Annotated in this window: 21 protein-coding genes; 19 read left to right on the forward strand and 2 right to left on the reverse strand. The window is 60.7% G+C overall.

Translation table 11 applies throughout. The features are described 5' to 3' along the window. Positions 1 to 2: 2 nt before the first annotated feature. The 17 genes from KGB21_RS18915 (at position 3) to ureC (ending at position 17,984) form a co-directional block, all read left to right on the forward strand. The gene (locus KGB21_RS18915) at positions 3 to 467 is read left to right on the forward strand and encodes a DUF2946 domain-containing protein (RefSeq protein ID WP_223506302.1); all 465 of its coding nucleotides are present in this window, start codon (positions 3 to 5) and stop codon (positions 465 to 467) included. Positions 468 to 655: 188 nt separating this feature from the next. Beyond that, positions 656 to 2,761 carry a TonB-dependent copper receptor gene (locus KGB21_RS18920; RefSeq protein ID WP_034149695.1) on the forward strand — a complete coding sequence of 702 codons (2,106 nt, stop codon included), beginning with the start codon at positions 656 to 658 and terminating at the stop codon, positions 2,759 to 2,761. 109 nt (positions 2,762 to 2,870) lie between these two features. Continuing rightward, entirely contained in the window at positions 2,871 to 4,250 is a 1,380-nt protein-coding gene (locus KGB21_RS18925; protein ID WP_223506303.1) for a PepSY-associated TM helix domain-containing protein, read from the forward strand. 180 nt (positions 4,251 to 4,430) lie between these two features. After that, entirely contained in the window at positions 4,431 to 5,219 is a 789-nt protein-coding gene (locus KGB21_RS18930) for an ABC transporter ATP-binding protein (RefSeq protein WP_223506304.1), read from the forward strand. Further along, positions 5,216 to 6,166 (forward strand): ABC transporter substrate-binding protein, encoded by a 951-nt coding sequence (locus KGB21_RS18935; protein ID WP_223506305.1) that lies wholly within the window; start codon positions 5,216 to 5,218, stop codon positions 6,164 to 6,166. Before KGB21_RS18930 ends, KGB21_RS18935 begins: the two co-directional genes overlap by 4 nt. After that, a complete protein-coding gene (locus KGB21_RS18940; protein WP_223506306.1) occupies positions 6,163 to 7,173 on the forward strand; it encodes a FecCD family ABC transporter permease in 1,011 nt (336 codons plus the stop codon). Before KGB21_RS18935 ends, KGB21_RS18940 begins: the two co-directional genes overlap by 4 nt. A gap of 314 nt (positions 7,174 to 7,487) precedes the next feature. After that, on the forward strand, positions 7,488 to 8,753 hold the full coding sequence (gene urtA / locus KGB21_RS18945) for an urea ABC transporter substrate-binding protein (RefSeq protein ID WP_223506307.1): 1,266 nt from the start codon (positions 7,488 to 7,490) through the stop codon (positions 8,751 to 8,753). 208 nt (positions 8,754 to 8,961) lie between these two features. Then, positions 8,962 to 10,464, forward strand: a complete 1,503-nt coding sequence (gene urtB / locus KGB21_RS18950; protein ID WP_034149689.1) for an urea ABC transporter permease subunit UrtB — start codon at positions 8,962 to 8,964, stop codon at positions 10,462 to 10,464. Further along, on the forward strand, positions 10,464 to 11,543 hold the full coding sequence (gene urtC / locus KGB21_RS18955) for an urea ABC transporter permease subunit UrtC (RefSeq protein WP_034149688.1): 1,080 nt from the start codon (positions 10,464 to 10,466) through the stop codon (positions 11,541 to 11,543). Before urtB ends, urtC begins: the two co-directional genes overlap by 1 nt. Positions 11,544 to 11,553: 10 nt before the next feature. Continuing rightward, a complete protein-coding gene (gene urtD / locus KGB21_RS18960) occupies positions 11,554 to 12,426 on the forward strand; it encodes an urea ABC transporter ATP-binding protein UrtD (protein WP_034149687.1) in 873 nt (290 codons plus the stop codon). Between the two features lie 131 nt (positions 12,427 to 12,557). Further along, positions 12,558 to 13,256 (forward strand): urea ABC transporter ATP-binding subunit UrtE, encoded by a 699-nt coding sequence (gene urtE / locus KGB21_RS18965; protein WP_008031204.1) that lies wholly within the window; start codon positions 12,558 to 12,560, stop codon positions 13,254 to 13,256. A gap of 160 nt (positions 13,257 to 13,416) precedes the next feature. Next, positions 13,417 to 14,256, forward strand: coding sequence for an urease accessory protein UreD (locus KGB21_RS18970; RefSeq protein ID WP_223506308.1), 840 nt, complete (start codon positions 13,417 to 13,419; stop codon positions 14,254 to 14,256). A gap of 176 nt (positions 14,257 to 14,432) precedes the next feature. After that, positions 14,433 to 14,735 (forward strand): urease subunit gamma, encoded by a 303-nt coding sequence (gene ureA, locus KGB21_RS18975; RefSeq protein WP_223506309.1) that lies wholly within the window; start codon positions 14,433 to 14,435, stop codon positions 14,733 to 14,735. Between the two features lie 9 nt (positions 14,736 to 14,744). Beyond that, positions 14,745 to 15,278, forward strand: a complete 534-nt coding sequence (locus tag KGB21_RS18980; RefSeq protein ID WP_034149684.1) for a GNAT family N-acetyltransferase — start codon at positions 14,745 to 14,747, stop codon at positions 15,276 to 15,278. 4 nt (positions 15,279 to 15,282) lie between these two features. Next, the gene (locus KGB21_RS18985; RefSeq protein ID WP_034149683.1) at positions 15,283 to 15,816 is read left to right on the forward strand and encodes a GNAT family N-acetyltransferase; all 534 of its coding nucleotides are present in this window, start codon (positions 15,283 to 15,285) and stop codon (positions 15,814 to 15,816) included. Continuing rightward, the gene (locus KGB21_RS18990; protein ID WP_034149682.1) at positions 15,816 to 16,124 is read left to right on the forward strand and encodes an urease subunit beta; all 309 of its coding nucleotides are present in this window, start codon (positions 15,816 to 15,818) and stop codon (positions 16,122 to 16,124) included. The genes KGB21_RS18985 and KGB21_RS18990 overlap by 1 nt, the downstream gene beginning before the upstream one ends. Before the next feature lie 159 nt (positions 16,125 to 16,283). Further along, positions 16,284 to 17,984 carry an urease subunit alpha gene (gene ureC / locus KGB21_RS18995; RefSeq protein ID WP_223506310.1) on the forward strand — a complete coding sequence of 567 codons (1,701 nt, stop codon included), beginning with the start codon at positions 16,284 to 16,286 and terminating at the stop codon, positions 17,982 to 17,984. Between the two features lie 205 nt (positions 17,985 to 18,189). Here ureC and KGB21_RS19000 read toward each other — a convergent pair whose 3' ends face one another. After that, positions 18,190 to 18,585: a DUF6124 family protein gene (locus KGB21_RS19000; RefSeq protein ID WP_034149680.1), complete on the reverse strand. Its 396-nt coding sequence runs from the start codon at positions 18,583 to 18,585 to the stop codon at positions 18,190 to 18,192. Between the two features lie 496 nt (positions 18,586 to 19,081). Between KGB21_RS19000 and KGB21_RS19005 the strand changes: the two genes are divergently transcribed. Further along, on the forward strand, positions 19,082 to 19,456 hold the full coding sequence (locus KGB21_RS19005) for a DUF6124 family protein (RefSeq protein WP_034149679.1): 375 nt from the start codon (positions 19,082 to 19,084) through the stop codon (positions 19,454 to 19,456). Between the two features lie 242 nt (positions 19,457 to 19,698). Here the strand turns inward: KGB21_RS19005 and KGB21_RS19010 are convergent, their stop codons facing one another. Then, positions 19,699 to 24,951 carry a dermonecrotic toxin domain-containing protein gene (locus KGB21_RS19010; RefSeq protein ID WP_223506312.1) on the reverse strand — a complete coding sequence of 1,751 codons (5,253 nt, stop codon included), beginning with the start codon at positions 24,949 to 24,951 and terminating at the stop codon, positions 19,699 to 19,701. Between the two features lie 247 nt (positions 24,952 to 25,198). Here KGB21_RS19010 and KGB21_RS19015 point away from each other — a divergent pair, with 247 nt between their 5' ends. Continuing rightward, the gene (locus KGB21_RS19015; protein ID WP_034149677.1) at positions 25,199 to 26,326 is read left to right on the forward strand and encodes a sensor histidine kinase; all 1,128 of its coding nucleotides are present in this window, start codon (positions 25,199 to 25,201) and stop codon (positions 26,324 to 26,326) included. Positions 26,327 to 26,342 lie beyond the last annotated feature (16 nt).

Below are 26,342 nucleotides of genomic sequence, written 5' to 3' on the forward strand. Positions count from 1 at the left end.
CCATGCGCCCGCTTAGCGCCAGGTCATCCGCACCACGCCGTCAGCCATTGAGCTTGACGCGCGGTAGCTGGATCAGCCTGTTCGCCATGCTGATGATCTTCATCGGCCCGCTGATTTCTCAGTCGATGCCGATGGATTCGCGCACCCCGATGTCCATGAGCATGTCGATGGACATGAGCATGTCGATGGACATGAGCATGGATATGTCGGCGATGGATCACGCCGCCCACGGCGCGCAACCCGACGCCGAGCACTGTCCGCCACAAACCGGTCATCACGCTCTCTGGGAAAAGTGCGGCTATTGCAGCCTGCTGTTCAATTGCCCGGCGCTTACCGGTGGTGCTTCATTCGCAGCATTCGACACACCGCCCGACAACACTTTCACCACACCCTCCCCTCGCCTGGGCCATGCCCGGCAAACCTTCTTCCCCGGCGCCCGCACCCGCGCGCCACCCGTCGTCGCGTAAACCCACCCCTGATTTCACACGGTTCGCAGACAAGCAAAGCTACCTATGGGAGCGAGCCGGCTCGCGAAAAGGGAGTGTCAGTCAACATTCATGTCGCCTGATACACCGCTATCGCGAGCAAGCTCACTCCCACAGGGATTGCGCAGGTTGTCAGCCGTGTCGTTTACGACTGTTCGATGGAAATTGTCATGTCCAGGTTTTCTGCTGACTCACGCTTGAGCCCTGCCCAAGCCTCTTTGACCCTGAATGAATCCGCGATTCGATTCAGGCACGCCACCGCCATTCTGTGCGGTGCTTTACTTACGCCCTCAGTGCTGGCCGATGAACACGCCGGCCACAGTGAAGAACTGAGCCCGACGGTGATCACCGCCATTGCCCCGAGCTCTCCGCTGACCATCGTCACCAATCCCAAGGACCCGCGCCAACCGGTGCCGGCCAGCGACGGTTCCGATTATCTGAAAACCATTCCGGGTTTCGCTCAGGTGCGCAACGGCGGCACCAATGGCGACCCGGTGTTGCGCGGCATGTTCGGTTCGCGGCTGAACATCCTCACCAACGGCGGCATGATGCTCGGCGCCTGCCCCGGCCGGATGGACGCGCCAACCTCGTATATCTCGCCAGAGACCTACGACAAACTGACCGTGATCAAAGGCCCGCAAACCGTGCTTTGGGGACCGGGCGCCTCGGCCGGCACGATCCTCTTCGACCGTGAGCCGGAAAGCTTCGGCGAACTCGGCACCCGCGTGAACGCCAGCGTGCTGGCCGGTTCCAACGGCCGTTTCGACAAACTGGTGGACGCCGCTGCCGGCGGTCCGTTGGGCTACGTGCGAGTCATCGGCAACACTGCCCACGCCGACGATTACAAGGACGGCAACAACGACATCGTGGCCTCGCGCTACGACAAATGGAACGGCGACGTCGCGCTCGGCTGGACCCCGGACGCCGACACTTTGCTGGAGCTGACCGCCGGCAAAGGCGATGGTGAGGCGCGTTACGCCGGACGCGGCATGGACGGCTCGCAGTTCAAACGCGAAAGCCTTGGCCTGCGCTTCGAAAAGTCCAACCTCAGTGACGTGTTTGAAAAGCTCGAAGCGCAGGTCTACTACAACTACGCCGACCACGTGATGGACAACTACACCCTGCGCACGCCGTCCGGCACCGGAATGATGGCCGGGCCCATGGCGTCCAACGTCGACCGCCGCACCCTCGGTGCACGAATCAAAGGCACCTGGCGCTGGGCCGATGTGCAGTTGATCAGCGGCATCGACGCGCAGACCAACGAACATCGCCAACGCAGCGGCATGGGCATCGACACCTATAACGACGGCCCCTATAAAAAGGATGCCGACTTCCACAACTACGGGGTATTCAGCGAACTGACCTGGTACGCCGCCGACCGTGACCGACTGATCAGCGGCGCACGCCTGGACCGCGCTTCGGCCAAGGATTTCCGCCAGACCCTCGGCTCGGGAATGATGACCCGGCCCAATCCGACCGCCGATCACACCCGCGCCGACACCTTGCCCAGCGGCTTCACTCGCTACGAGCACGACCTGGCCGACAGCCCGACCACGCTGTACGCAGGCCTCGGGCACACCCAGCGTTTTCCGGATTACTGGGAGCTGTTTTCGCCCAACTCCGGACCCACCGGATCGCTGAATGCCTTCGATTCGATCAAACCGGAAAAAACCACCCAGCTCGACTTCGGCCTGCAATACAAGACCGAAGACCTCGAAGCCTGGGCCTCGGCTTACGTCGGCCAAGTGCGCGACTACATATTGTTCAACTACACGACCACAACCTCCCAGGCCGAGAACATCGACGCACGAATCATGGGCGGCGAACTGGGCGCAGCTTACAACCTGACCAACCACTGGAAAGCCGACGCAACCCTGGCGTACGCCTGGGGCAAGAACAGCAGCGATGGCAATGCGTTGCCGCAAATGCCGCCGCTGGACGCACGTTTCGGCCTGACTTACAGCGAAGAAAACTGGAGCGCCGGCGCACTGTGGAGAGTGGTCGCCGGGCAAAACCGCATCGACCAGAACAAAGGCAACGTCGTCGGCAAGGACTTCGACAAGACCCCGGGCTTCGCCGTGTTCTCGCTCAACGGCGCCTACCGGATCAACGACAACTGGAAGGTCAGCACCGGCGTCGACAACCTGTTCGGCAAAGCCTACGCCGAACACTTGAACCTGGCGGGCAACGCCGGTTTCGGCTACCCGGCGAATGACCCGCAAGCCATCAAGGAACCGGGGCGCACGCTCTGGACCAAGGTGGACATGAGCTTTTAAGAGCATCGCGGGCAAGCCCGCTCCCCTGTAGGAGCGAGCCTGCTCGCGATCGGTTGCGCAGCAACCGCAAACCAACAACTAAAAGATCCAGCCAAGCGGAGCACACGTGATGAAACAGCCCAAAGTGAATTTCTACAACCTGGCCTGGCGCTGGCATTTCTATGCCGGATTGTTCGTTGCGCCCTTCATGGTGATGCTGGCCCTGACCGGCACCATTTACCTGTTCAAACCGCAACTCGATTCGCTGATGTACAGCAGCCTGCTCAACGTCCCGGCCGGTCACCACACGGTTCCCGCCGACGACCTGCTCAAGCGGGTAAAAGACGCCTATCCACAAGGCACGATCAAACAGTACCTGCCACCGGTCAACGCCGAACGCAGCGCCCAGTTCGTCGTGCTCAATGGCGGCAACGAACTGAACGTGTTTGTCGACCCGTACCACGGTGACATCCTCGGCGAGCAAGACGCCAAGAAAAACCTGCAAGCCATCGCCCGGGCAATTCACGGCGAACTGATGATCGGCACCGTCGGTGACCGCCTCATCGAGATGGCCGCCGGTTGGGGCGTGGTGTTGGTGGTTTCCGGGGTGTTCCTGTGGTGGCCGCGCGGTCAGGCCGCCGGCATTTTGTGGCCACGCCTGAGCAGCCGCGGGCGAGTGCTTTGGCGTGACTTGCACGCCGTCACCGGGTTCTGGGGCGCCTCCCTGTTGTTGGTGATGTTGCTCAGCGGCATGACCTGGACCGGGTTCTGGGGCCAGCAATACGCGGCCGTGTGGAACGTCTTTCCGGCGGCGATGTGGGACAACGTGCCGAAGTCCGACGTCGAGGCCCGCAGCCTCAACAGCGCCACTCGCCAGACCGTGCCGTGGGCGATGGAAAATACCCCGATGCCGATGTCCGGCGACCACGCCGAACACATGGCCCGCGGCGATGCGCAAGCCGGCCCCGCCGCGCCGACCATCAGCCTGCAAGACGTGCAAAACATCGCCGTACAACGCAAGGTCGAGCCGGGTTACAGCATCACCTTCCCGACCACGGCCACCGGCGTGTTCACCATCGCCGTGTTCGCCGACGACCCGCGCAACGACGCCACACTGCATGTCGATCAGTACAGCGGCGACGTCCTCGCCGACGTGCGCTTCGAGCACTACGGCACCGTCGCCCGCGCCACGGAAATCGGCGTGATGCTGCACGAAGGCAAGATGTTCGGCACGCTCAACCAGATCATCGTGTTGCTGATCTGCCTGATGATCCTGCTCAGCGCCGTCAGTGGCGTGGTGATCTGGTGGAAGCGTCGCCCGCAAGGCAAGTTCGGTGTGCCGCCGCTGCGCCACGACCTGCCGAAATGGAAAACCGCGATGGTCATCATGTTCGCCCTGGCCGTGGCGTTCCCGTTGGTGGGTGCTTCGCTGGTGGTGGTCTGGGTGTTGGATCGTGTGCTGCTGTCGCGTTTCAACCGGCAAACTGAGTCGGCCTCATCTTCATCTTGAAACAGGCGAGATGCGCGGGACTGTCAGCCATGTAGACTTCCCCCGCGTATCACTCGGGCAACTCCGGGTTTCCTTTCGGGCCTCATCGCGGGCAAGCCCGTTCCCACAGGGTTTGCGCGAACCCTGTGGGAGCGGGCTTGCCCGCGATGGGGCCATCAGCTTCACCTCAAGAGCCACGGCATGACCTCGCTTCACCTCAAAAACATCACCTGGACACCCCTGGGCCACGGCCACTGTCATCACCAGTTCCAACTGCACGATGCCTCGCTGCACGTCGCTGCCGGGGAGTTCGTCGGATTGATCGGCCCAAACGGCAGCGGCAAGACCAGCCTGTTGCGTTGCGCCTGGCGCTTCAGCAAACCGGAGAGAGGTGAAGTCCGGCTCGATCATCACAACGTCTGGAAACAATCCTCTCGCTGGTGCGCGCAACGCATCGCCGTGGTGTTGCAGGAATTCCCCGACGCCTTCGGCCTGACCGTCGAAGAAGTGGTCGCCATGGGGCGCACACCGCACAAAGGCCTGTTCGATGGCGACACGATCGAGGATCGAAACCTCGTGATCCACGCGCTGGAATCAGTCGGCCTCCGAGGCTTTGAGGACCACGCCTTCTCCACCCTTTCCGGCGGTGAAAAACAGCGGGTAATCCTTGCCCGCGCGCTGGCCCAGCAGCCGCAAATGCTGATCCTCGACGAACCGACCAACCACCTCGACCCGCGCTATCAGCTTGAGCTGTTGAGGCTGGTCAAGCGCCTGAAAATCGGCACCCTGGCGAGCATCCATGACCTCAATCTGGCGGCTGCGTTTTGTGATCGTCTCTACGTGATCAACTACGGGCGCATCGTCGCCAGCGGCACGCCGCAAGACGTTCTGACTACTGAGTTGCTACGCAATGTGTTCGACGTCGAAGCGCTGATCGATGAACACCCCTTGCACGGCTACCCACGAATTACCTGGATTACCCAACCATGAATCTGCTGCGCTCCTGTCTTCCCTTCGCCCTGTTGCTGGGCACTGCCCAGGCGTTTGCCGAGGCCACGCATTATCCGTTGACCATTCAGAGCTGCAACCGCGAAGTGACCTTCACCGAAGCGCCGAAACACGCGCTCAGCCACGACATCAACATGACCCAGATGATGCTCGCCCTCGGCCTCAAATCGAAAATGGCCGGCTACAGCGGCGTGTCCGGATGGAAAGCGGTAACGCCCGACATGCAGAGCATCCTCGACGGTTTGCCCGAGCTGGCGGCCAAGTACCCGTCGGTGGAGACCCTGCTCAACGCCAACGTCGATTTCTTCTTTGCCGGCTGGGATTACGGCATGCGCGTAGGCGGCGACCTCACGCCGCAAACCCTGCAACCGCTGGGCATCAATGTCTATGAGTTGACCGAGTCCTGCGCCTTCGTAATGAAGCGTCCACCGGCCACGCTGGAAGACACCTACAACGACCTGCGCAACCTCGGCAAAATCTTCGACGTGCAGGATCGTGCCAGCGCGGTGATTGCCGGTATGCAGGCGAAAATTGCCGACATTCAGAAAAATCCGCCGGCCGACAAACCCCGCGTGTTTCTCTACGACAGTGGTGAAGACCGGGCGATGACCTCGGGCCGCCTCGGCATGCCGCAAGCGCTGATCGACGCGGCGGGTGGGCGCAATGTTCTTGATGATGTCGACGCGAGTTGGACCCGGGTCAATTGGGAAAACGTGGTCGAGCGCAATCCGCAGGTCATCGTGATCGTCGACTACGGCGAAGTCACTGCCGAACAGAAGATTCTATTTCTGCGCAACAACAAGGCCCTGCAATCAGTGGATGCGATCAAGCATCAACGCTTCGTGGTCATTCCTTACGTGCAGGCCACGCCGGGAATCGATAACGTGCTGGCGGTCGAAACCTTGGCCAAGGGCTTCCACGGCGCATGATCAATCGTCGTTATGCCTTGTTGCTTATTGCTCTTGGCGTGCTGTTGCTGGTGTCGTGCGTGGTGTCGCTGGGTTTCGGCCCGGCGCGGGTGCCGGTGGATGTGGTGTGGCGGATTTTGCTGCACAAACTGCTCGGTCTCGGCGAGACGGATTGGACTGCCGGGCAGGAGCATATCGTCTGGCTGATTCGTGTGCCGCGTATGGTGCTCGGTGCCCTGGTGGGCGCCGGACTGGCGCTGATAGGCGCGGTGCTGCAAGCCGTAACGCGCAACCCGTTGGCTGATCCGCACCTGCTCGGGGTCACGTCCGGTGCAACCCTGGGCGCAGTGATCGTGGTGTTGCATGTGGGTGAAATCGTTGGCCTGCTGACCTTGCCCATCGCAGCGTTTATCGGCGCGTTGTTGAGCATGCTGGTGGTGCTGATGATCGCCAACCGCAGCGGTCGGCTGGACAGTGATCGCTTGCTGCTGTGCGGCGTGGCGGTGTCGTTCGTGATGATGGCGATCGCCAACCTGTTGCTGTTTCTCGGCGACCACCGTGCCAGTTCGGCGGTGATGTTCTGGATGCTCGGCGGTCTCGGACTGGCACGCTGGGAGCTGCTCGCGGTGCCGGCCGCCAGCGTGTTGCTCGGATTAGTGCTGCTGCTCGGCATGGCGCGACCGCTCAACGCTTTGATGGCGGGCGAACAGACTGCCGTGACCTTGGGATTGAATGCGCGCGCGGTGCGCTTGCGGGTGTTTGTGATCGCGTCGCTAATGACCGGTGTACTGGTTTCCATCAGCGGCTCGATCGGTTTTGTCGGGCTGATGGTGCCGCACATTGCGCGGCGCCTGGTTGGGGCGGAGCACCGCCGATTACTGCCGGTGTGCGTGTTGCTTGGCAGTGTGTTTCTGGTGTGGGTCGACGTCGCCGCCCGGACGCTGATCGCCCCGGAAGACCTGCCCATCGGCGTCGCCACCGCTGCCATCGGCGGCCTGTTCTTCATCGGCCTGATGCGCCGCCGCTGACTCACCTCAATCAAAACTGTGGGAGTGAGCCTGCTCGCGATGGCGATCTTTCAGTCAACGCCGATGTTGTCTGATCTACCGCTATCGCGAGCAGGCTCACTCCTACAGGTGATCAGCGCCACCTGCCCCAATCTGGCGCAGCACAACGCACCAACGCGCCAGACGCGATCGTTGATGGTGCACCCCTCAACCGCCCGACCGCTCTAAACCGACATTTCCCTACCTTTTCCCGACCGGGCACAGCCCTTGCTAAAGACCCTTCAGTAGTCCGCATCTGCCACCAAGAAAATTCATAAGTTCATGGAGATCGCACAATGAAGCGTCGCAGTTTGATCAAGGCTTTCACACTCTCGGCATCGATTGCCGCGATGGGCATGACCTGGACTGTCCAGGCCGCCGAGACCATCAAGGTCGGTATTCTGCATTCGTTGTCCGGGACCATGGCGATCTCCGAAACATCGCTCAAAGACATGGCGTTGATGACCATCGACGAGATCAACGCCAAGGGCGGCGTGAACGGCAAGATGCTGGAGCCGGTCGTTGTGGACCCAGCGTCGAACTGGCCGTTGTTCGCCGAAAAGGGCCGCCAGCTGCTGACCCAGGACAAGGTCGCCGTGGTGTTCGGTTGCTGGACGTCCGTGTCGCGTAAATCGGTGTTGCCGGTGTTCGAAGAACTCAACGGCCTGCTGTTCTATCCGGTGCAATACGAAGGCGAAGAGATGTCGCCAAACGTGTTCTACACCGGTGCCGCGCCGAACCAACAGGCGATCCCGGCCGTTGAATACTTGATGAGCGAAGAAGGCGGCGGCGCCAAGCGCTACTTCCTGCTCGGCACCGACTACGTCTACCCGCGCACCACCAACAAAATCCTGCGTTCGTTCCTGCACTCCAAAGGCGTGGCCGACAAAGACATCGAAGAGGTCTACACCCCGTTCGGTCACAGCGACTATCAAACCATCGTCGCCAACATCAAGAAATTCTCGGCCGGCGGCAAGACGGCGGTCATCTCCACCGTCAACGGCGACTCCAACGTGCCGTTCTATAAAGAACTGGCCAACCAGGGCCTGAAGGCGACCGACGTGCCGGTCGTGGCGTTCTCGGTGGGCGAAGAAGAACTGCGCGGCATCGACACCAAACCGCTGGTGGGCAACCTGGCGGCGTGGAACTACTTCGAATCGGTTGAGAACCCGGCGAACAAGAAATTCGTCGCCGACTGGAAAGCCTACGCGAAGAAACACAACCTGCCTGGCGCCGACAAAGCGGTGACCAACGACCCGATGGAAGCCACTTACGTCGGCATCCACATGTGGGCGCAAGCGGCGGAAAAAGCCAAGTCCACTGACGTAGACAAAGTCCGCGAAGCCTTGGCCGGCCAGACCTTTGCCGCACCGTCGGGTTACACCCTGACCATGGACAAGACCAATCACCACCTGCACAAACCCGTGATGATCGGCGAGATCCAGGCGGACGGTCAGTTCAACGTGGTCTGGCAGACCGAAGGTCCGATTCGCGCCCAGCCGTGGAGCCCGTTCATCCCGGGTAACGACAAGAAACCTGACTACGCGATGAAGAGCAACTAAGCCCAGCGATGCCGGGCCTGAGCATGGAGCTCGGGCCTGACACAAATCCTGTGGTCGCAAGCTTTTGTGGCGAGGGAGCTTGCTCCCGCTGGGCTGCAAAGCGGCCCCTTATCCCGAAAAGAAGGGGACTGCTGCGCAGTCCAGCGGGAGCAAGCTCCCTCGCCACAAGAAATCTGCTGCCACATTTAGTCCGCGCAAGGCCATAAATATGCCCACTGCCCTTTACCGCTTTATCCTCGCCATCGCACTTTTGCTGCCGATGGCCACTCACGCTGGCGACGCCGAAGACTTCGTTGCCGCCAATCCCGTACAGCAAGCAAAACTTCTGGAAACCTGGGCCGCGCAGCCTGATCCGGCCCGCATCGAGTTGATCAACGCCCTGCAACAAGGCGAGTTGACCGTCGATGGACAGCCGAAAACCCTGCGCCTGAACAACCGCCTGCGGGGTCTGATCGACACCGCTTTGGCCAGCCACCAATTGCTCGCCGCCGACGCCAAAATCCGTCTGGCCGCTGCGCAGCAATTGCAGAAAAGCGCCAAACCCGCGCAGCTGAAATTCCTCGACCAGCAACTGGCTGGCGAACAAGACGAAACCGTCCACGCCGCCCTGAGCCTGGCCCTGGCCAACCTGCAACTGGTGGACACCGACCCCGCCGTGCGCCTTGCCGCTGTGCGTCTACTGGGCGAAACCGGCGACCCGCTGGCCCGCACGCGCCTCGAAAGTCTGCTGGAGCCTGGTGTTGAAGCCGATGCGACTGTTCGCACCGCCGCTGAAACCAGCCTCGCTCAGGTCAAACGCAAACTGCTGGTCGGCGAATTGCTCGGACAAGCCTTCAGCGGCATGTCCCTCGGTTCGATCCTGCTGCTCGCCGCACTGGGACTTGCGATCACTTTCGGCCTGCTTGGCGTGATCAACATGGCCCACGGCGAGATGCTGATGCTCGGCGCCTACTCGACCTATGTCGTGCAGCTGATGTTCCAGCGCTACGCGCCGCAGGCCATCGAGTTCTATCCATTGATTGCACTGCCGGTGGCGTTTTTCGTCACCGCCGCCATCGGTATGGCGCTGGAGCGCACGGTGATTCGCCACCTCTATGGCCGTCCACTGGAAACCCTGCTCGCCACCTGGGGCATCAGCCTGATGCTGATTCAACTCGTGCGACTGCTGTTCGGCGCACAGAACGTCGAAGTGGCGAACCCCGCGTGGCTGTCGGGCGGGATTCAAGTGCTGCCTAATCTCGTGCTGCCATACAACCGTATCGTCATCATCGCGTTTGCCTTGTTTGTGGTGGTGCTGACCTGGCTGCTGCTGAACAAGACTCGCCTGGGCCTCAATGTTCGCGCCGTCACCCAGAACCGCAACATGGCTGCCTGCTGCGGCGTGCCCACCGGGCGCGTGGACATGCTCGCCTTCGGCCTTGGCTCGGGCATCGCCGGTCTCGGCGGTGTGGCGCTGAGCCAGATCGGCAACGTCGGTCCGGACCTCGGCCAGAGCTACATCATCGACTCATTCCTGGTGGTGGTGCTCGGCGGCGTCGGTCAACTGGCCGGTAGCGTTTTGGCCGCGTTCGGCTTAGGGATCGCCAACAAGATTCTCGAACCGCAAATCGGTGCCGTACTCGGCAAGATCCTCATCCTCGCGCTGATCATTCTGTTCATCCAGAAACGTCCGCAAGGCCTCTTCGCACTGAAAGGACGGGTGATCGACTGATGAACCAGCCTCTACTGATTACGGCCACGCAAAAGGCCGGCCCCAAAGTCACCCTCGCGGTTGGCGCGGTGATTCTTGTTCTGCTGCTGGCGTTGCCGCTGCTGTCGCTGTTATCGCCCGTCAGTGTGTTTCACGTCTCGGCCTACACCCTGACACTGGTGGGCAAAATTCTTTGCTACGCCATCGTCGCTCTGGCGCTGGATCTGGTCTGGGGTTACGCCGGGTTGCTGTCCCTCGGCCACGGTTTGTTCTTCGCCCTCGGCGGCTACGCGATGGGCATGTACCTGATGCGCCAGGCCTCGGGCGATGGTTTGCCGGCGTTCATGACGTTCCTGTCGTGGACCGAATTGCCGTGGTTCTGGACCGGCACCAGCAGCTTCCTCTGGACCCTGTGCCTGGTGGTACTGGCGCCGGGGTTGCTGGCGTTGGTGTTCGGCTTTTTCGCCTTCCGTTCGCGGATCAAGGGCGTGTATTTCTCGATCATGACCCAGGCCCTGACCTTCGCCGGGATGCTCCTGTTTTTCCGCAATGAAACCGGGTTTGGCGGCAACAACGGCTTTACCAACTTCCGCACGATTCTCGGCTTTGGCATTACGGAACCGGGCACTCGCGCGGTGCTGTTTTTCGCCACGGTGTTGTTGCTGGTGGCCAGCCTGTATATCGGCTGGCGCCTGGCGCAGAGCAAGTTCGGCCGGGTGTTGACCGCGTTGCGCGATGCGGAAAACCGCTTGATGTTCTGCGGCTACGATCCGCGTGGCTTCAAGCTGTTTGTGTGGGTGTTGAGCGCGGTGCTCTGTGGTCTCGCCGGTGCGTTGTATGTGCCGCAAGTCGGCATCATCAACCCGAGTGAAATGTCGCCGACCAACTCCATCGAAGCCGCTGTTTGGGTGGCCCTCGGCGGTCGCGGCACGCTGATCGGCCCCTTGCTCGGCGCTGGCGTGGTCAACGGCATGAAGAGCTGGTTCACCGTGGCTTTCCCGGAATACTGGCTGTTCTTCCTCGGCGCGCTGTTCATCGTCGTGACCCTGTACCTGCCCAAAGGCGTGATCGGCTTGCTGAAAAAGAACGGCGAACAATGAGGCTTTTAAAATGAGAACCACTGCGACCGCTGAATTCATGCTCGAACCGGCGTTCTTTCCGCCGCTGGAGCCCAACCGCGACGCCGGCACCAGCCGCGATGCCCTCGGCCTCGGCCAGCGTGCCGGCAAGGGTCTGAACACGCGCCACGGTACGATCCTGACCCTGGAAGACATCAGCGTCAGCTTCGACGGTTTCAAGGCGCTGAACGATCTGAACCTGTACATCGGTGTCGGCGAACTGCGCTGCATCATCGGTCCCAACGGCGCGGGCAAGACCACGCTGATGGACGTGATCACCGGCAAGACCCGGCCCAGTCACGGCAAGGCCTGGTTCGGCGAAACCCTGGACCTGACGCAGATGAGCGAAGTGCAGATTGCCCAGGCCGGCATCGGTCGCAAGTTCCAGAAACCAACAGTGTTCGAAGCCTTGAGCGTGTTTGAAAACCTGGAGCTGGCGCAGAAAACCGACAAGTCGGTGTGGGCCAGTCTGCGGGCGCGGCTCAATGGTGAGCAGAAGGATCGCATCGCCGAAGTGCTCGACACCATTCGCCTGACCGCCTCGGTCAATCGCCCGGCAGGCTTGTTGTCCCACGGGCAAAAGCAGTTTCTGGAAATCGGCATGTTGCTGATGCAGGACCCGCAACTGCTGCTGCTCGACGAACCGGTGGCGGGCATGACCGACGCCGAAACCGAATTCACCGCCGAGCTGTTCAAGACCCTGGCGGGCAAGCATTCGCTGATGGTGGTGGAACACGACATGGGTTTCGTTGGCTCCATCGCCGACCACGTCACCGTGTTGCACCAGGGCAGCGTGTTGGCCGAAGGTTCATTGGAACAGGTGCAGGATAACGAGCGGGTGATCGAGGTTTATCTCGGTCGATAGCTCTGCAAATACAAAACCTGTGGGAGCTGGCTTGCCAGCGATCGCGGTGGGTCAGGCAATATTGATGTTGGCTGATGCGCCGCCATCGCCAGCAAGCCGGCTCCTACAAGGGATTTGAGGGGAATTCAAAGATGCTGCAAGTCGACAAACTGCACCAATACTACGGCGGTAGCCATATCCTGCGCGGTCTGACGTTCGACGTGAAAGTCGGTGAAGTCACCTGCCTGCTGGGCCGCAACGGCGTCGGTAAGACCACGCTGCTCAAATGCCTGATGGGTTTGCTGCCGGCCAAAGAAGGCGCGGTGAATTGGGAAGGCAAGCCGATCACCACGTTCAAGCCGCACCAACGAGTGCATGCCGGGATCGCCTACGTGCCTCAGGGCCGGGAAATTTTCGGTCGCCTGACCGTGGAAGAAAACCTGCTGATGGGCCTGTCGCGCTTTCCCGGCTCGGAAGCCAAGGAAGTGCCGGCGTTCATCTACGAGTTGTTCCCGGTGTTGCTGCAAATGAAGCAACGCCGTGGCGGGGACTTGTCCGGTGGTCAGCAACAGCAACTGGCCATTGGTCGTGCATTGGCCAGCCGGCCTCGTTTGCTGATTCTCGACGAACCCACCGAAGGCATTCAGCCGTCGGTGATCAAGGAGATAGGCGCGGTAATCAAGAAGCTTGCCGCACGCGGTGACATGGCGATTTTGCTGGTGGAGCAGTTCTACGATTTCGCAGCTGAACTGGCCGACCAATACCTGGTGATGTCCCGGGGCGAGATTGTGCAACAGGGTCGCGGCGAGAATATGGAAGCGGAAGGGGTGCGCGGGCTGGTCACGATCTGAGTCCTTGCCACGGCGGCTTCAAAGCACCAATTTGTCGCACCATCTTCCACGCCGCGCCCCCAAGTGGTGCGCGGCGGCGATTCATAGCCCCCTACACCCGGCAATACCCTGCGGCACAGCCTTTGCAACCCTCCTGAGGACCTCTCGATAAGCACTGACCATGACTCTTCCTGCATCCGGCGTTTTGTTTACCCCCAGTTGGCATGCCGAACTGGAACTGGGCTACGCCCGATTCGCCAACACCACTCGCCCGGTCCAGCGTCGACACAAAGGCCCGCTGCGGGTGCAAAAGCACCTGTATGCCGAAGGGCCTGAAGTCTGCCAGCACATCATCGTCCACCCGCCGGGCGGGATTGCCGGCGGTGATCGGCTGGACATTTCGGCCAGCGTCGGCACAGGTGCCTGGGCGCAGATCACCAGCCCCGGCGCCGCCAAGTGGTACCGCGCGGTCGGCCCCGCCTATCAGCGGCTGGACTTGCAAGTGGCCGCCGGTGCGACATTGGAATGGCTGCCCCAGGAGACGATCATTTTCAGTGCGGCGCAGGCTGAACTCAGCACCAGCATCGACCTTGAAGGCGATGCCCGTTTGTTCTACTGGGACGTCGTGGCCCTGGGGCGCCCGGCCAGTGGCGAGCGTTTCGACCTCGGGCATTTTCAGGCACAACTGGATATCCGCCGCGACGGCCAGTTGCTCTGGCACGAACGCCAGCGCATTGTCGGGGGCGATGGCTTGCTCGATTCGCCGATTGGCCTGGACGGGCAACCGGTGTTTGCCACCCTGTTGGTAACAGGGGAAATCGATAGCGATTTGCTGGAGCGCTGCCGCTCGCTGCCCAACGATGTGCGCGGGGATCTCACCCAATTGCCAGGGCTGTTGGTCGCCCGGTGCCTGGCCAGCGAAGCGCTGTTGGCCCGTGGCTGGCTGATTGATTTATGGAGGTTGCTGCGCCCGACACTGCTTGGCCGCGAAGCCATGCCACCGCGAATCTGGAACACCTGAACACAATCCCCTGTAGGAGCTGCCGCAGGCTGCGATCTTTTGATCTTGATCTTCAATGGCATGGAAAAGATCAAGATCAAGATCAAAATCAAAAGATCGCAGCCTCGTTGCACTCGTCAGCTCCTACAAGGTGCACGACTCAAGATTTGTTTAACTGCCGATAATGGATTCCAACAATGGACCTGACCCCACGCGAAAAAGACAAGCTGCTGATCTTCACCGCCGGCCTCGTGGCCGAGCGGCGCTTGGCCCGCGGCGTGAAACTCAATTACCCCGAAGCCATGGCCTACATTTCCGCGGCGCTACTCGAAGGTGCCCGTGACGGCCAGACCGTGGCCGAGCTGATGCACTTCGGCACCACCCTGCTCTGCCGCGAACAAGTGATGGACGGCATCCCGGAAATGATCCCGGAGATCCAGGTCGAAGCGACGTTCCCCGACGGCACCAAACTGGTCACCGTCCACCAACCGATCGCCTGAGGCCGTGCCATGATTTATCACATCCGCGATGCCGTACATGCCGACCTGCCGGCGATCCGCGACATCTACAACGACGCCGTGCTCAACACCACGGCGATCTGGAACGAACAGGCCGTAGACCTCGGCAATCGCCAGGCTTGGTTCAGCGCCCGGCAAGCCCAGAGTTATCCGATTCTGGTGATCGTCGACGGCGACAACTCGGTGCTGGGCTACGCTTCATTCGGCGACTGGCGGCCGTTCGACGGTTTCCGCCACACCGTCGAGCACTCGGTTTACGTGCGCAGCGACCAGCGCGGCAATGGTCTCGGTCCGCAATTGATGGATGCCCTGCTGGAACGCGCCAGAGGCTGCGGCAAGCACGTGATGGTCGCCGCCATCGAGAGCGGTAACGCCGCCTCGATCCGCCTGCACGAACGCATCGGCTTCGTGACCACCGGGCAGATGCCCCAGGTCGGCACCAAGTTCGGTCGCTGGCTGGACCTGACCTTTATGCAACTGACCCTCAATCCTGGCGCCGAACCTCCGACCGCCAACAAGGAGTGACCCCATGAACCCCGCCCAACTGCGACGCGTCAACATTGAAAGCTTTGCGCACTACCGTCAGGGTTTGATTGACCTGCTGCTCGATGCCGTCGGCTATGGCGCCAGTGTCGGTTTCATGGCCGACCTGGACGCAACTCAGGCCCGCGCTTACTTCGATGACGTTCAGGAAAACCTGAACAAGGGCAACGTGCTGCTGTGGGTGGTGGTCAAGGACGAACAAGTGCAGGCCAGTGTGCAACTGACTTTGTGCCAGAAAGCCAACGGCCTGAACCGCGCCGAAGTGCAGAAACTGCTGGTACGCGAGCACGCGCGTCGTCGCGGCTTGGGCCAACAGCTGATGAGCGCACTGGAGCAAGCGGCCCTGCAACACAAGCGCGGCATGCTCTACCTCGATACCGAAGCGGGTTCACCGGCTGAAGATTTCTACAAGGCCTTGGGTTACACCCGCGCCGGTGAAATCCCCGACTACGCCTGCGACCCGAGCGGCCTCTACAGGCCAACCGCCCTCTATTACAAAGTTCTCCAAGGAGCCCATTGATGATTCCCGGTGAATACCAGATCCAGCCCGGCGACATCGAACTCAACGTTGGCCGCCGCACCCTCAGCCTGAAGGTAGCCAACAGCGGTGACCGGCCGATCCAGGTCGGCTCGCATTACCACTTTTTCGAAACCAATGACGCCCTGACCTTCGACCGCGCCGCCAGCCGTGGCATGCGTTTGAACATTCCTGCGGGCACTGCGGTGCGTTTTGAGCCGGGGCAAAGCCGCGAGGTTGAGCTGGTGGATCTGGCCGGGCATCGCCGTGTATTCGGGTTTGCCGGGCGGATCATGGGCAATCTCGACTGAAATACTCCCCTGTGGCGAGGGAGCTTGCTCCCGCTCGAGTGCGAAGCGCTCGCACACCCGGGGAACGCGGTATGTCTGAAAGAAATCATTGGCAGGTTTTGCGCGCAGCCCAGCGGGAGCAAGCTCCCTCGCCACAATAAATTTGTGCAAGGAATTGAGATGAAAATTTCCCGTCAGGCCTACGCCGACATGTTCGGCCCCACCGTCGGTGACAAGGTCCGTCTGGCCGACACCGAGCTGTGGATCGAAGTGGAAAAAGACTTCACCACCTACGGCGAAGAAGTGAAGTTCGGCGGCGGAAAAGTCATCCGCGATGGCCAGGGCCAAAGCCAGTTGCTCGCCGCCGAAGTGGTCGACACGGTGATCACCAACGCATTGATCATCGATCACTGGGGCATCGTCAAAGCGGACGTCGGCCTCAAGGACGGACGTGTCGCCGGCATCGGCAAGGCGGGCAATCCGGACGTGCAACCGAACGTCACCATCGCCATCGGCGCCAGTACCGAAGTCATCGCCGGTGAAGGCATGATCCTCACCGCCGGCGGCATCGACACCCACATCCACTTCATCTGCCCGCAGCAGATCGAAGAAGCGCTGATGAGCGGCGTCACCACCATGATCGGCGGCGGCACCGGGCCGGCCACCGGCACTAACGCCACCACCTGCACCTCCGGGCCTTGGCATTTGGCCCGTATGCTCCAGGCTGCCGATGCCTTCCCGATGAACATCGGTCTCACCGGCAAAGGCAACGCCAGCCTGCCCGAACCGCTGATCGAACAGGTCAAGGCCGGCGCCATCGGCCTCAAGCTGCACGAAGACTGGGGCACCACGCCGGCGAGCATCGACAACTGCCTGAGCGTCGCCGATCAGTACGACGTGCAGGTGGCGATCCACACCGACACCCTCAACGAATCCGGTTTTGTCGAAACCACCCTCGCCGCGTTCAAGGACCGCACCATCCACACCTACCACACCGAAGGTGCCGGTGGCGGTCATGCGCCGGACATCATCAAGGCCTGCGGTTTTGCCAACGTGCTGCCGAGCTCGACCAACCCGACCCGGCCGTTCACCCGCAACACCATCGACGAACACCTCGACATGCTGATGGTCTGCCACCACCTCGACCCGAGCATTGCCGAGGACGTAGCCTTCGCCGAGAGCCGTATCCGCCGCGAGACCATTGCCGCCGAAGACATCCTGCATGACCTCGGTGCGTTCTCGATGATCAGCTCCGATAGCCAGGCCATGGGCCGCGTCGGCGAAGTCATCACCCGCACCTGGCAGACCGCCGACAAGATGAAAAAACAACGCGGCCCGCTGCCGCTGGACGGCGAAGGCAACGACAACTTCCGCGCCAAACGCTACATCGCCAAATACACCATCAACCCGGCGATCACCCATGGCATCAGTCATGAAGTGGGCTCGGTGGAAGTGGGTAAATGGGCGGACCTGGTGCTGTGGCGTCCGGCATTTTTCGGCGTCAAACCGACGCTGATCCTCAAGGGCGGCGCCATCGCGGCGAGCCTGATGGGCGACGCCAACGCCTCGATCCCGACGCCCCAACCAGTGCACTACCGCCCGATGTTCGCCAGCTACGGCGGTTCGTTGCACGCCACCAGCATGACCTTCATCAGCCAGGCTGCGCAGGAGGCCGGGCTGCCGGAAGCGTTGGGCTTGAAGAAAAAAATCGCCGTGGTCAAAGGCTGTCGCGACGTGCAGAAAACCGATCTGATCCACAACGACTACCTGCCGAACATTGACGTCGATCCGCAGACCTATCAGGTCAAGGCTGATGGCGTGTTGTTGTGGTGCGAGCCGGCGGATGTATTGCCGATGGCCCAGCGGTATTTCCTGTTCTGAGTGTGGGTGGCTTGCCCAATACGTTGCTGGTATTGACGGTGAAGCGCAGGTGCTCGTCATGCTGAAAGGCCCAAGATCAAAGGATCGCAGCCTTCGGCAGCTCCTACAGGGTGTACCAGATCCCATGTAGGAGCTGCCTAAGGCTGCGATCTTTTGATCTGGCTGTTGCTGTCCTCCCGGTGTCAGGGTGTTTCTGCTTTGTGAATCAGCTCATTCGGCTTTGTTGCCTGGCGACGACTGCCGCCATGTCTGGCTCATCCAGATGATCCAGCGCTTGGTCCACCAACAAATACACGCCATCGGCCATGCGGCTCAGCGCCAGGGCCACGGAACGGCTTGAGCCCTGCACATGGTCGGCGAGGTCGGCCGCGATGGCGCTGATGGAGAGCAGGTCTTCCGAGGCATTGGCCAGCAGCGCTTCCGTATTGACGTCGGGGCAGACGCTGAAGAGTTGGCCTTTGCGTTTCGGTGGTTTCCGCTCGGCGGGTGGGAAGTGATGGTTGAGGGCTCGTTCGGCGGCCTCGTTGAGTTTGTTTGAATCGGCGTTTTCGTAAGGCGATGCGGGATCGCTGTCCGGCGGATTGGGTGTGACCTTGAACATGTGCTGATTACTCCTGAATGGAGCCGCCAACACTTCTCTACTAAAAGAAGGGTGGCGGCTGTGCGCAGGTTAGTAGACCGGGGAGATCAGCATTTACCGGCGCGCCGAAGCGCCCTGCGCACAACCACCATCAAGTTCAGGGATGGGATACCTGACTGAGAGAGCTTCTGCACCTTGCTGATAACACCACGGGCTACTAAACCCGATCACTGACAATCAGTGACGCGAATCAAGTTACCGAGTGGCCGCGAGGCGCACAAGCCGGCGGATTCTGGCGCAACTGTAGGCAATGGCACAAGGTTTTGTAGCTCTCGGGAAGTAACCCCGGGCGGTTTTAAACAAGCCCTTTCGCATGCCGTTTAACCTGCGCAATGAAACGTTTAGATACGATGAAAAACCTCGAAAAATCGAGGAAGCATCCGACGTCTTTTTAAGGTTGGCCGTCGGAAGTGAGGCGAGTAGCGTTGCAGCTCCAGACCTACCACGGAGACTCACCATGCCCAACGTCACCGACTCACCCGCGGGATCAGAAGCAGAAAGCACCAACGCCTACCTCTCCACGGCTTCAAAAAAACTGCACCCCGCTGTCGACCGCGCCCTGGACTTTTACCTGAATCCCACCACGCCAGAGTTGGCCACTGCACATACGCCCAGCACCATTTTTGTGGTTGCACCTGACATCGACAACGAAACGCTATTGGCCCATGCCTGTGAATCATTGGCCTCGGCAAGCGTGATGGCGAGTGAGTTTGCCGGGATGCTCGAAGGCGCGAGTCGCAACGCCATGCTGGCACTGCAGCAGGTGATCATGCTCAGTGAGCTGGCGGTAAACCGGGTGCTGGATAATGTTGGCCCGCCACACCGTGCATGAGTCCAGTCACGAAGGGGGTTTCAACCGCCCCCCTGTGGCGAGGGAGCTTGCTCCCGCTCGGCTGCGTAGCAGCCGTAAACCCGGTAGTTGCGGCATCCCTGACGAACCCGGTGGCAGATTTCAGGGTTGCTACGCACCCCGGCGGGAGCAAGCGCCCTCGCCACAACGACCACTCACCACACGCCATACGTTGCCTCACAAAGCCTCGAACACAGAATTCGAGGCTTTGATCCTGGCCGTAATTATTGAGCTGGGGTCACCCTGGCACGCTGCAAGCGCGTGCGCACCATCGCTTGTTGAGTAATCGATTTCAGCTTTTCCCGGATTTGCTCGTCGATGCCAGTCAATGCGTGGGTGTAGTCCTCGTCACTCATGACTTGCCCTTCAGCGAAAGCGCTTTCCTCTCGGCCCAATTCACGACAAAGCGCTTTGACCTCCACCTCCAAAGCAGCCTTGGCGGCCGGTTCGACGGCCTCGGCCCGACGTTGCAGCACATCCTGCAAATCCGTGGTGGCGTCGATCTGTCGCTTCAGATCACTCAGTTCTTCACCGTACGAAGACTCGAGCCAGGCTTTCCACGCGGGCTGTTCGACGATGCGATCCGTGAGCAAGTCGCCTTCCTCCAACGCCACAATCCGCAGGAACGCCGCTTCGATCATTTCCTTGCTGACCCCGGCGATCTTGCGAAACTGCATGCCCCGCGCCTGCCACGGCAGATCGAGACGCTGCGCCAGATCGGTCATGTAGGCCAGGTGAACTTCCACTTCATCGATGGTGCCGGTGACATTGCCCAGCCTATCGACCCGACGGAAGCTTTCGCCCGCCGCCAACCGCGCCGCCACCCGCTGACGGGCGATCGCACCGAGCTCATCGAGCCGCGATTTGCCCTGGGCCAACTCCAGCAATCGGGCCTCGATGAGGTCTGAGTTGCCCAGTGCGTACGCCTCATGAATCAGCACTTGCATGCCCATGGCATTGAACAGTTGTGTACCGCCATCCACGCATTCGGTGGGGGTCGCGGCTTCGTTGAACAGCTTGAGGCGCAGCTCACTGTTCTCGGCCATGGCTTCGATCATGCGCCAGACCTTGGCCGTCAGGCTCGCCTGATAGATCCGGCCCACCGTGAAGTCGGCGGATTCGGTGAGCCTGCGGATTTCATTGAAAAACGGCAGCGAGTCGAACTCATCCTCGACCGCGTTCCAGGCTTCCTGCCTGTCGTGCCATTGCCGCTCCGTCATGCCTGCCGACCAATCGGCACTGTCCATTGTGCCCCGGGGCGGGTACGGGCGTTCGGGGTCCATGCCGAGGGATTCGGTGTACATCTTCAGGGTGTTGAGGTTGTCCGGCGAGATCCAGCGCGGTTCCCGACTGATGACGGTACGCGCCAGCAACTCCGCGCGAAACGAGCCAGGCGCGACTTCCGGTATCTGGCTGATAGGGTTGTGGCGCAGATCGATATAAATACTGCGCGGTCGCGATTGGGAGAACAGTCCGACAGGCCAGCCTTCCAGGCCCGTTTCGTTCAGCAACAGCACCTGCAACCATGGCATGCGGCTGATGTTGGGGGTGAGTTTCAACGGATTGCCGCGTAGCCCCAGGGACCTGAGCATTGTCAGATTCTTCAATCGGTCGACCGCCAACACATCCAGCTCTATACGGTTGTCATTGAGAAACAGGTCGGTGAGATGGTTCATGTCGCTGATCACCGGCGGGACGGCGGTCAGCAGGTTTTCTTGCAAGTTGAGATAGCGCACCTTGCGGAACGAATCCAGGAAAGGCATGTGCGTGTCGCGCAGTGCGCCATTGCGCAGGCTTAACTGGGTGACATGGTCGAAGTTGGCTTCCAGTGTTGGCAGCGTTTCCAGTAGCAGGCGCAGATTGGAAAAGTTATCGAGCATTAACGCTTGAGGCCGGACCACACCTGCAACGGCAACGCCTTCGGGCCCGGTTCGTTGCCAACACTGCCGGATCGCTTTGCAGAAAAGATCGCGCGCTTGCCACTCCGACATGCCCGCCGGGGTAAACCGGAACGACGTGGTCGGTGAGGTCGACCAGGTTCGCAGTGTTCGGTTGAGTTGATTGAACTCGGCCTCCAGCGCAGCAACCCTCTGATGCACCGAACCCCCGTTGCGACTGAACTCTGTCATTAGCATGTCGACCTGCTCTGCGGTGCAGCCCGGATACAGCGATCGCAGCCGCCAATGCTGATCCGACCCGGGCGTCACCTGCTGCGCGAAACCTTGCATACCGCCACGAAGCCGCATGACTTGTGGATCGTAGGCCGGTTTGAGCTCGGGGTTTTCACGCACAATCGGCTCGAATGACTGACGATCCAGCGGCTGTGCCTTTACCGCTTGCTCAAGCCCTGAGGCGTCGTGAATTTCGAAGCCCAGCGCAACGCGCTGCGGGTCAGGCAATGCGTGCAGCACCGCCGCGTACAGCGTGTCAGCACCGTGCAGGTGTTGATCTTGCGCATCCCGTGCCTCGTATTGACCGTCCTCGCCCCTGATCAGCACTTTGCGCGTCGCTGCGTCCGATTGACCGATGCTGTCGCTCAAAGCGCCGTCGAAAGAATACTCACGAACTTCCAGGCGCAGGTCCGCCGGCCAGCCCGGCAGTTTTGCCAGTGAATGCAGTTCGAGTCGCAGCGTGTCGGGGTTGTGCAGTTCGTCGAGGTAAAGCCCTTCGTAGGCACGCGAAAGTCGTAGTTGATGTTCGGCCTCCCGCGCTTGTTCCGCCAGCCTCAAAGGGACGCGTTTTTTCTCGGTCAGGTGCTGTACATCCGAGGGTTGCGCATGAGCCAACAGCTCTTCGGCCATGCTGGTCGATAGCTCTGCGCCGTCGCTTTTAAGCAGGCTCACCGAGGGATCGGACGAACGCTCGCGCCGTGCATACAACCCATCGAACAGACGCCGTTTGTTTTGACGCGCCTGTCCTGCCAACTGCTCGCGCAGCACTTCGACTCGCCGCTGCCGATCTCCGGAGAACCACTGCCCGAGCAGTTCACGAAGCGACGGCTCATCCAGGAACCCGACCACCCGTTCAGGCAACGCACCACCAAGCAGATCCTGCCGGGTGATCTGCAAGGTATCGACCGGTAGCGCACCGGCATAGCCGTCCTTGATCGACGAACCGGACAGCCCCGGCCCCTCGAACACTTCGATGGCCTTGCCCTCGGGCCAGCCTCTTAGTTCGGTCATGAATCGCGGGACAAACCCGGCCCATTCCTCTGCGACTCGACCCGTCAAAATCTGTTCGGCGCAGGCCTCGGCATCGGCGTAGGCCGTGAAGCGTTTGAGGGTGTCGACCAGCATCGCCGGCGGGGTTTCGTGCTCGACGTGGAGCCGGCGCAGTACATTTTCGTGCACGCCACTGACGGTCAACACCTGCGCCAGGGTTTCATCGGAAAACCTGTCTGCCGAAGCCCCCAGGTGCCTGAGCACTTGGCGTCTGTCCCATTCAAGGGGTTGATCGAGTTCGGTCTTCCAGCTGCCAGCACCGTTATGCTCCGCCAGCGGTTGGTAGGCGTCGGCACGGGTTGGATGCTGAAGGCCATGCCGCCCGGTGTTCGGATCCTGCTGGACGGCGTAACACTTGTCTTCGCGGCGCAGCACGTCCCGGTCTTGATGCCGGTAGAGGCCCTTTTCGTTGACGGGTGCATCCAGCGACGCAGCCGTCGATTGCTCATAGGGACGCAGATCCGGGTTCCACAACCGCTCCTTGCCGCGTACCTCCACTGGTTTCAGACCCTCGACGAATGGCGAGACTTTTATCGGCGTCAACCTCGCGCTCGGCAACACGTGCACGGCGCTCATCAGCGCCAACTGCGCAAAGTTGATCAATACACCTACGAAATACCCCGAGGCCTCTTCTTTATCACCCTTGCTCCAGTCTTCGACGCCTTCTGCCACCTCGGCGAGCATTTGCGCGACCATGATCCCCAGCATCGCCTCACCGAGGCCGGGCACCAGCATCGCGGCGAAATTGAACACGTTCCAGCCGATCGACAGGTAACTGGTCAGGCGCTTGAAACGCGCTGCCGCATCTTCATCGTCCGTCGGTACGGCGATGAGCCGAGCATCGGCGATGGCCTTGTCGCGCCGTTCATGAAACAACTTTATCCACAGGTCACCGTGGATGCGGTTGGTGATGGGTTCTGCGTTGGGGTTCTCTACCGCGGTTTCCCGCCACCACGGCCCCATGTCGAGCGGTTCGCGCTGCTGCCAGGTAAAGGTTGTGAAACGTTCGTTGACGCGAGTGAAGAACAAACCTTTGTCCTTCTGCGCGACGAACCGGCTGAAGAAGGCCTGGTACTCGGTGTTGCGCAACTGGCTGATGAGCGTCTTCATGAACTCGGTCAGCGACGAGTATTCCTTCAAGGGGTGATCGGGGTCATCCGGGATGTAGGCGATCAGCGGGCCGGACAAACGACTTTGCTGATAAACATCCTCCCGGCGCGACAGCTCATCGGTCATGCCCTGCGGGCCATTGGCAAAGAACGCCTGTAGCAACTTGAACTGTTCGTACTCTTTACCGGGCAGCATCGGAATACGTTGTGACCATTCACTCCAGAACTTCAACGAGTCGGGGGTCAAGCCATCGATGGTTTTCTTCAATTCCGATGGGTCAGCGATTGCACTGAACAACACGATGCCGGTCAGCCTGAACCCCATCAGGGATAAGCGATGGCTGTGCAAAGGCTTGTCATGAAACGAGATGTTTTCGCGGTTTTCCCGCAGGAGCCCGAGTTTGCTGTAGGCGTAGGTGCTGATATCGCCCTTCAATCTGGCAGTCAGCGCCGCCACCTGAAAAGTGGCCTTTTCGCTGGCCACCGAGTCTTGCTGCAACGTCTGCTGCGCTTCCACGGCGCTGGGCAGCAAGACGGATTTGATATGCCGCTGATATTGCCCGCCGATGTCCAGGCTTCGGCACAAGGTCGCGAAACCCGGCAATGCAATCGCTGGCTCAAACACAGCTGCGCCGTCCTTGTCCTTGCGGTAAATGCCGGAGCTATCGCGCCAGGCGTCTTCGGCGGTTTCTGACGCTTCGAAATTGTGCAGCGCCGCTTCCAGTAGCGTGGAATGCCGAACGCGACTGGCCCCGGTATCGATGACAAAGGCAATGTTGCTGGGCACTGCCAGTTGCACGCTGAACGTGTCGACGGTCTCGACCGTATTGAAATTCGTTTTCAATGCCGTGCTCAGGCGGGGTTCGGCGAAGGCGTTGATGTCGTGCTGCAAGTCGCCCAGGGTCTTGTCCAGAACGCCTTGCAAGCGGCCCTGTTCTTCAATCAGTTCCTTGAGGTACTGGCGGTCCGTTTCCCGCGCAGCGCTGTACCACTCGGGAACCTTGGGCTTTAGTGTTTCAAGAGTTTGCAACCTCGCTGCCGAGGCCTTTTTTATCGCGCCGGGTATGACACCGAGTACACGATCGTAATGAACGCCGTTGCTTTGGGCGGGCGTTTCCAGCGCGTTGCTTCCATGCAAATCAGACACTGTTCAATCACCTTGATGACAGGATAGGAACCCACAGACTTATGCACCGGGGCCTGAAAAAAAAGACCAAATAACTGTTGACCCAACGCTCGGAAAAGGCCCGTAAAGTTCGAAAATCAGGGAGCCTTCAATAGATATGTACCGCCAGAAACACCGCCGGTTATGCCGCTGCATGAGCGGTCGTGTTTTTTGCGCCAAAGGGGCTACTATTCGAATCGTTTCCCTCCGTCCTGCTCAGGTAATTACCATGCGTCTTTCCGAATTCATCGTCTGTAACGTAGATCGCATCGTCGATGAGTGGGAGCAGTTCGCCAAAACCATTACCCCGGCCGCCGAATCCATGGACAGCGCTGCATTGCGCGACCACGCGAAGGCGATCCTGCTGGCCGCCTCGCGGGACATGACCAAACCGCAAACGCCCAGTGAACAGGCCGCCAAGGCCAAGGGCGAAGGCCCGGAAAAAACCCCGAGCCTGGACGAGGCCGGCGCCAGCCACGGTGAACTGCGACATACCGTGGGATTTGATCTGGTGCAGATGACCAGCGAATTTCGCCACTTGCGCGCCTGCGTGATTCGCCTGTGGGTCGACAGCCTTGAATCCCCCGACATGGCCTATTTCCAGGACATGATCCGTTTCAATGAGGCCATCGACGAAGCGCTGGCCGAATCCACGGCGGCTTATGCCGAACAGGTCAATCGTTCGCGGGACATCTTTCTCGCAATCCTCGGCCACGACCTGCGCGCGCCGTTGCAGGCGGTGAGCATGTCCATCGAGCTGCTGCTGCGTAAAACCACGCTGGAGGGTGATTCCCTGGCCTGTGCGACCCACATCCAGCGGGGCACGCGTCATATGGCGGTGATGGTCGGCGATTTGCTGGAACTGGTGCGCAGTCGCCTGGGCAAGAGCCTGCCGATTGAGCCGAAGCCCACGGACCTGGCCGAAGTCGCCCATGCGGCGATTGCCGAAGCCTGCGCGGGCAACCCGGCGTGCGATCCGACCCTGGAAATACTGGGAAACACTCGCGGCGTGTGGGATGCCGGTCGACTCGCTCAACTTTTGCAAAACCTGATTGGCAACGCCTTGCAGCACGGTTCGAACAAACGCGACGTGACAGTGACCCTCAACGGCGAGCCGGACGCGGTGCGCCTGACGGTGCATAACTACGGCGCGCCTATTCCAGAAGACGCCATCGCCACGATCTTCGATCCGCTGGTGCGCAGTGCCGATGAGGAACTGGGCCAGCCTTCAACCAGCCTCGGATTGGGGTTGTTTATCGTCAAGGAAGTGGTGGATGCGCATCAGGGGACGATTGAAGTCACCTCGAACGAAGAGCACGGCACGCTGTTTACGGTGGTCTTGCCCAGGAAGTTATAAAGCCGTGACGGCTGGA

The sequence above is a fragment of the Pseudomonas sp. GL-RE-29 genome, from assembly GCF_019947275.1.
Taxonomy (GTDB): Bacteria; Pseudomonadota; Gammaproteobacteria; order Pseudomonadales; family Pseudomonadaceae; genus Aquipseudomonas; species Aquipseudomonas fluorescens_A.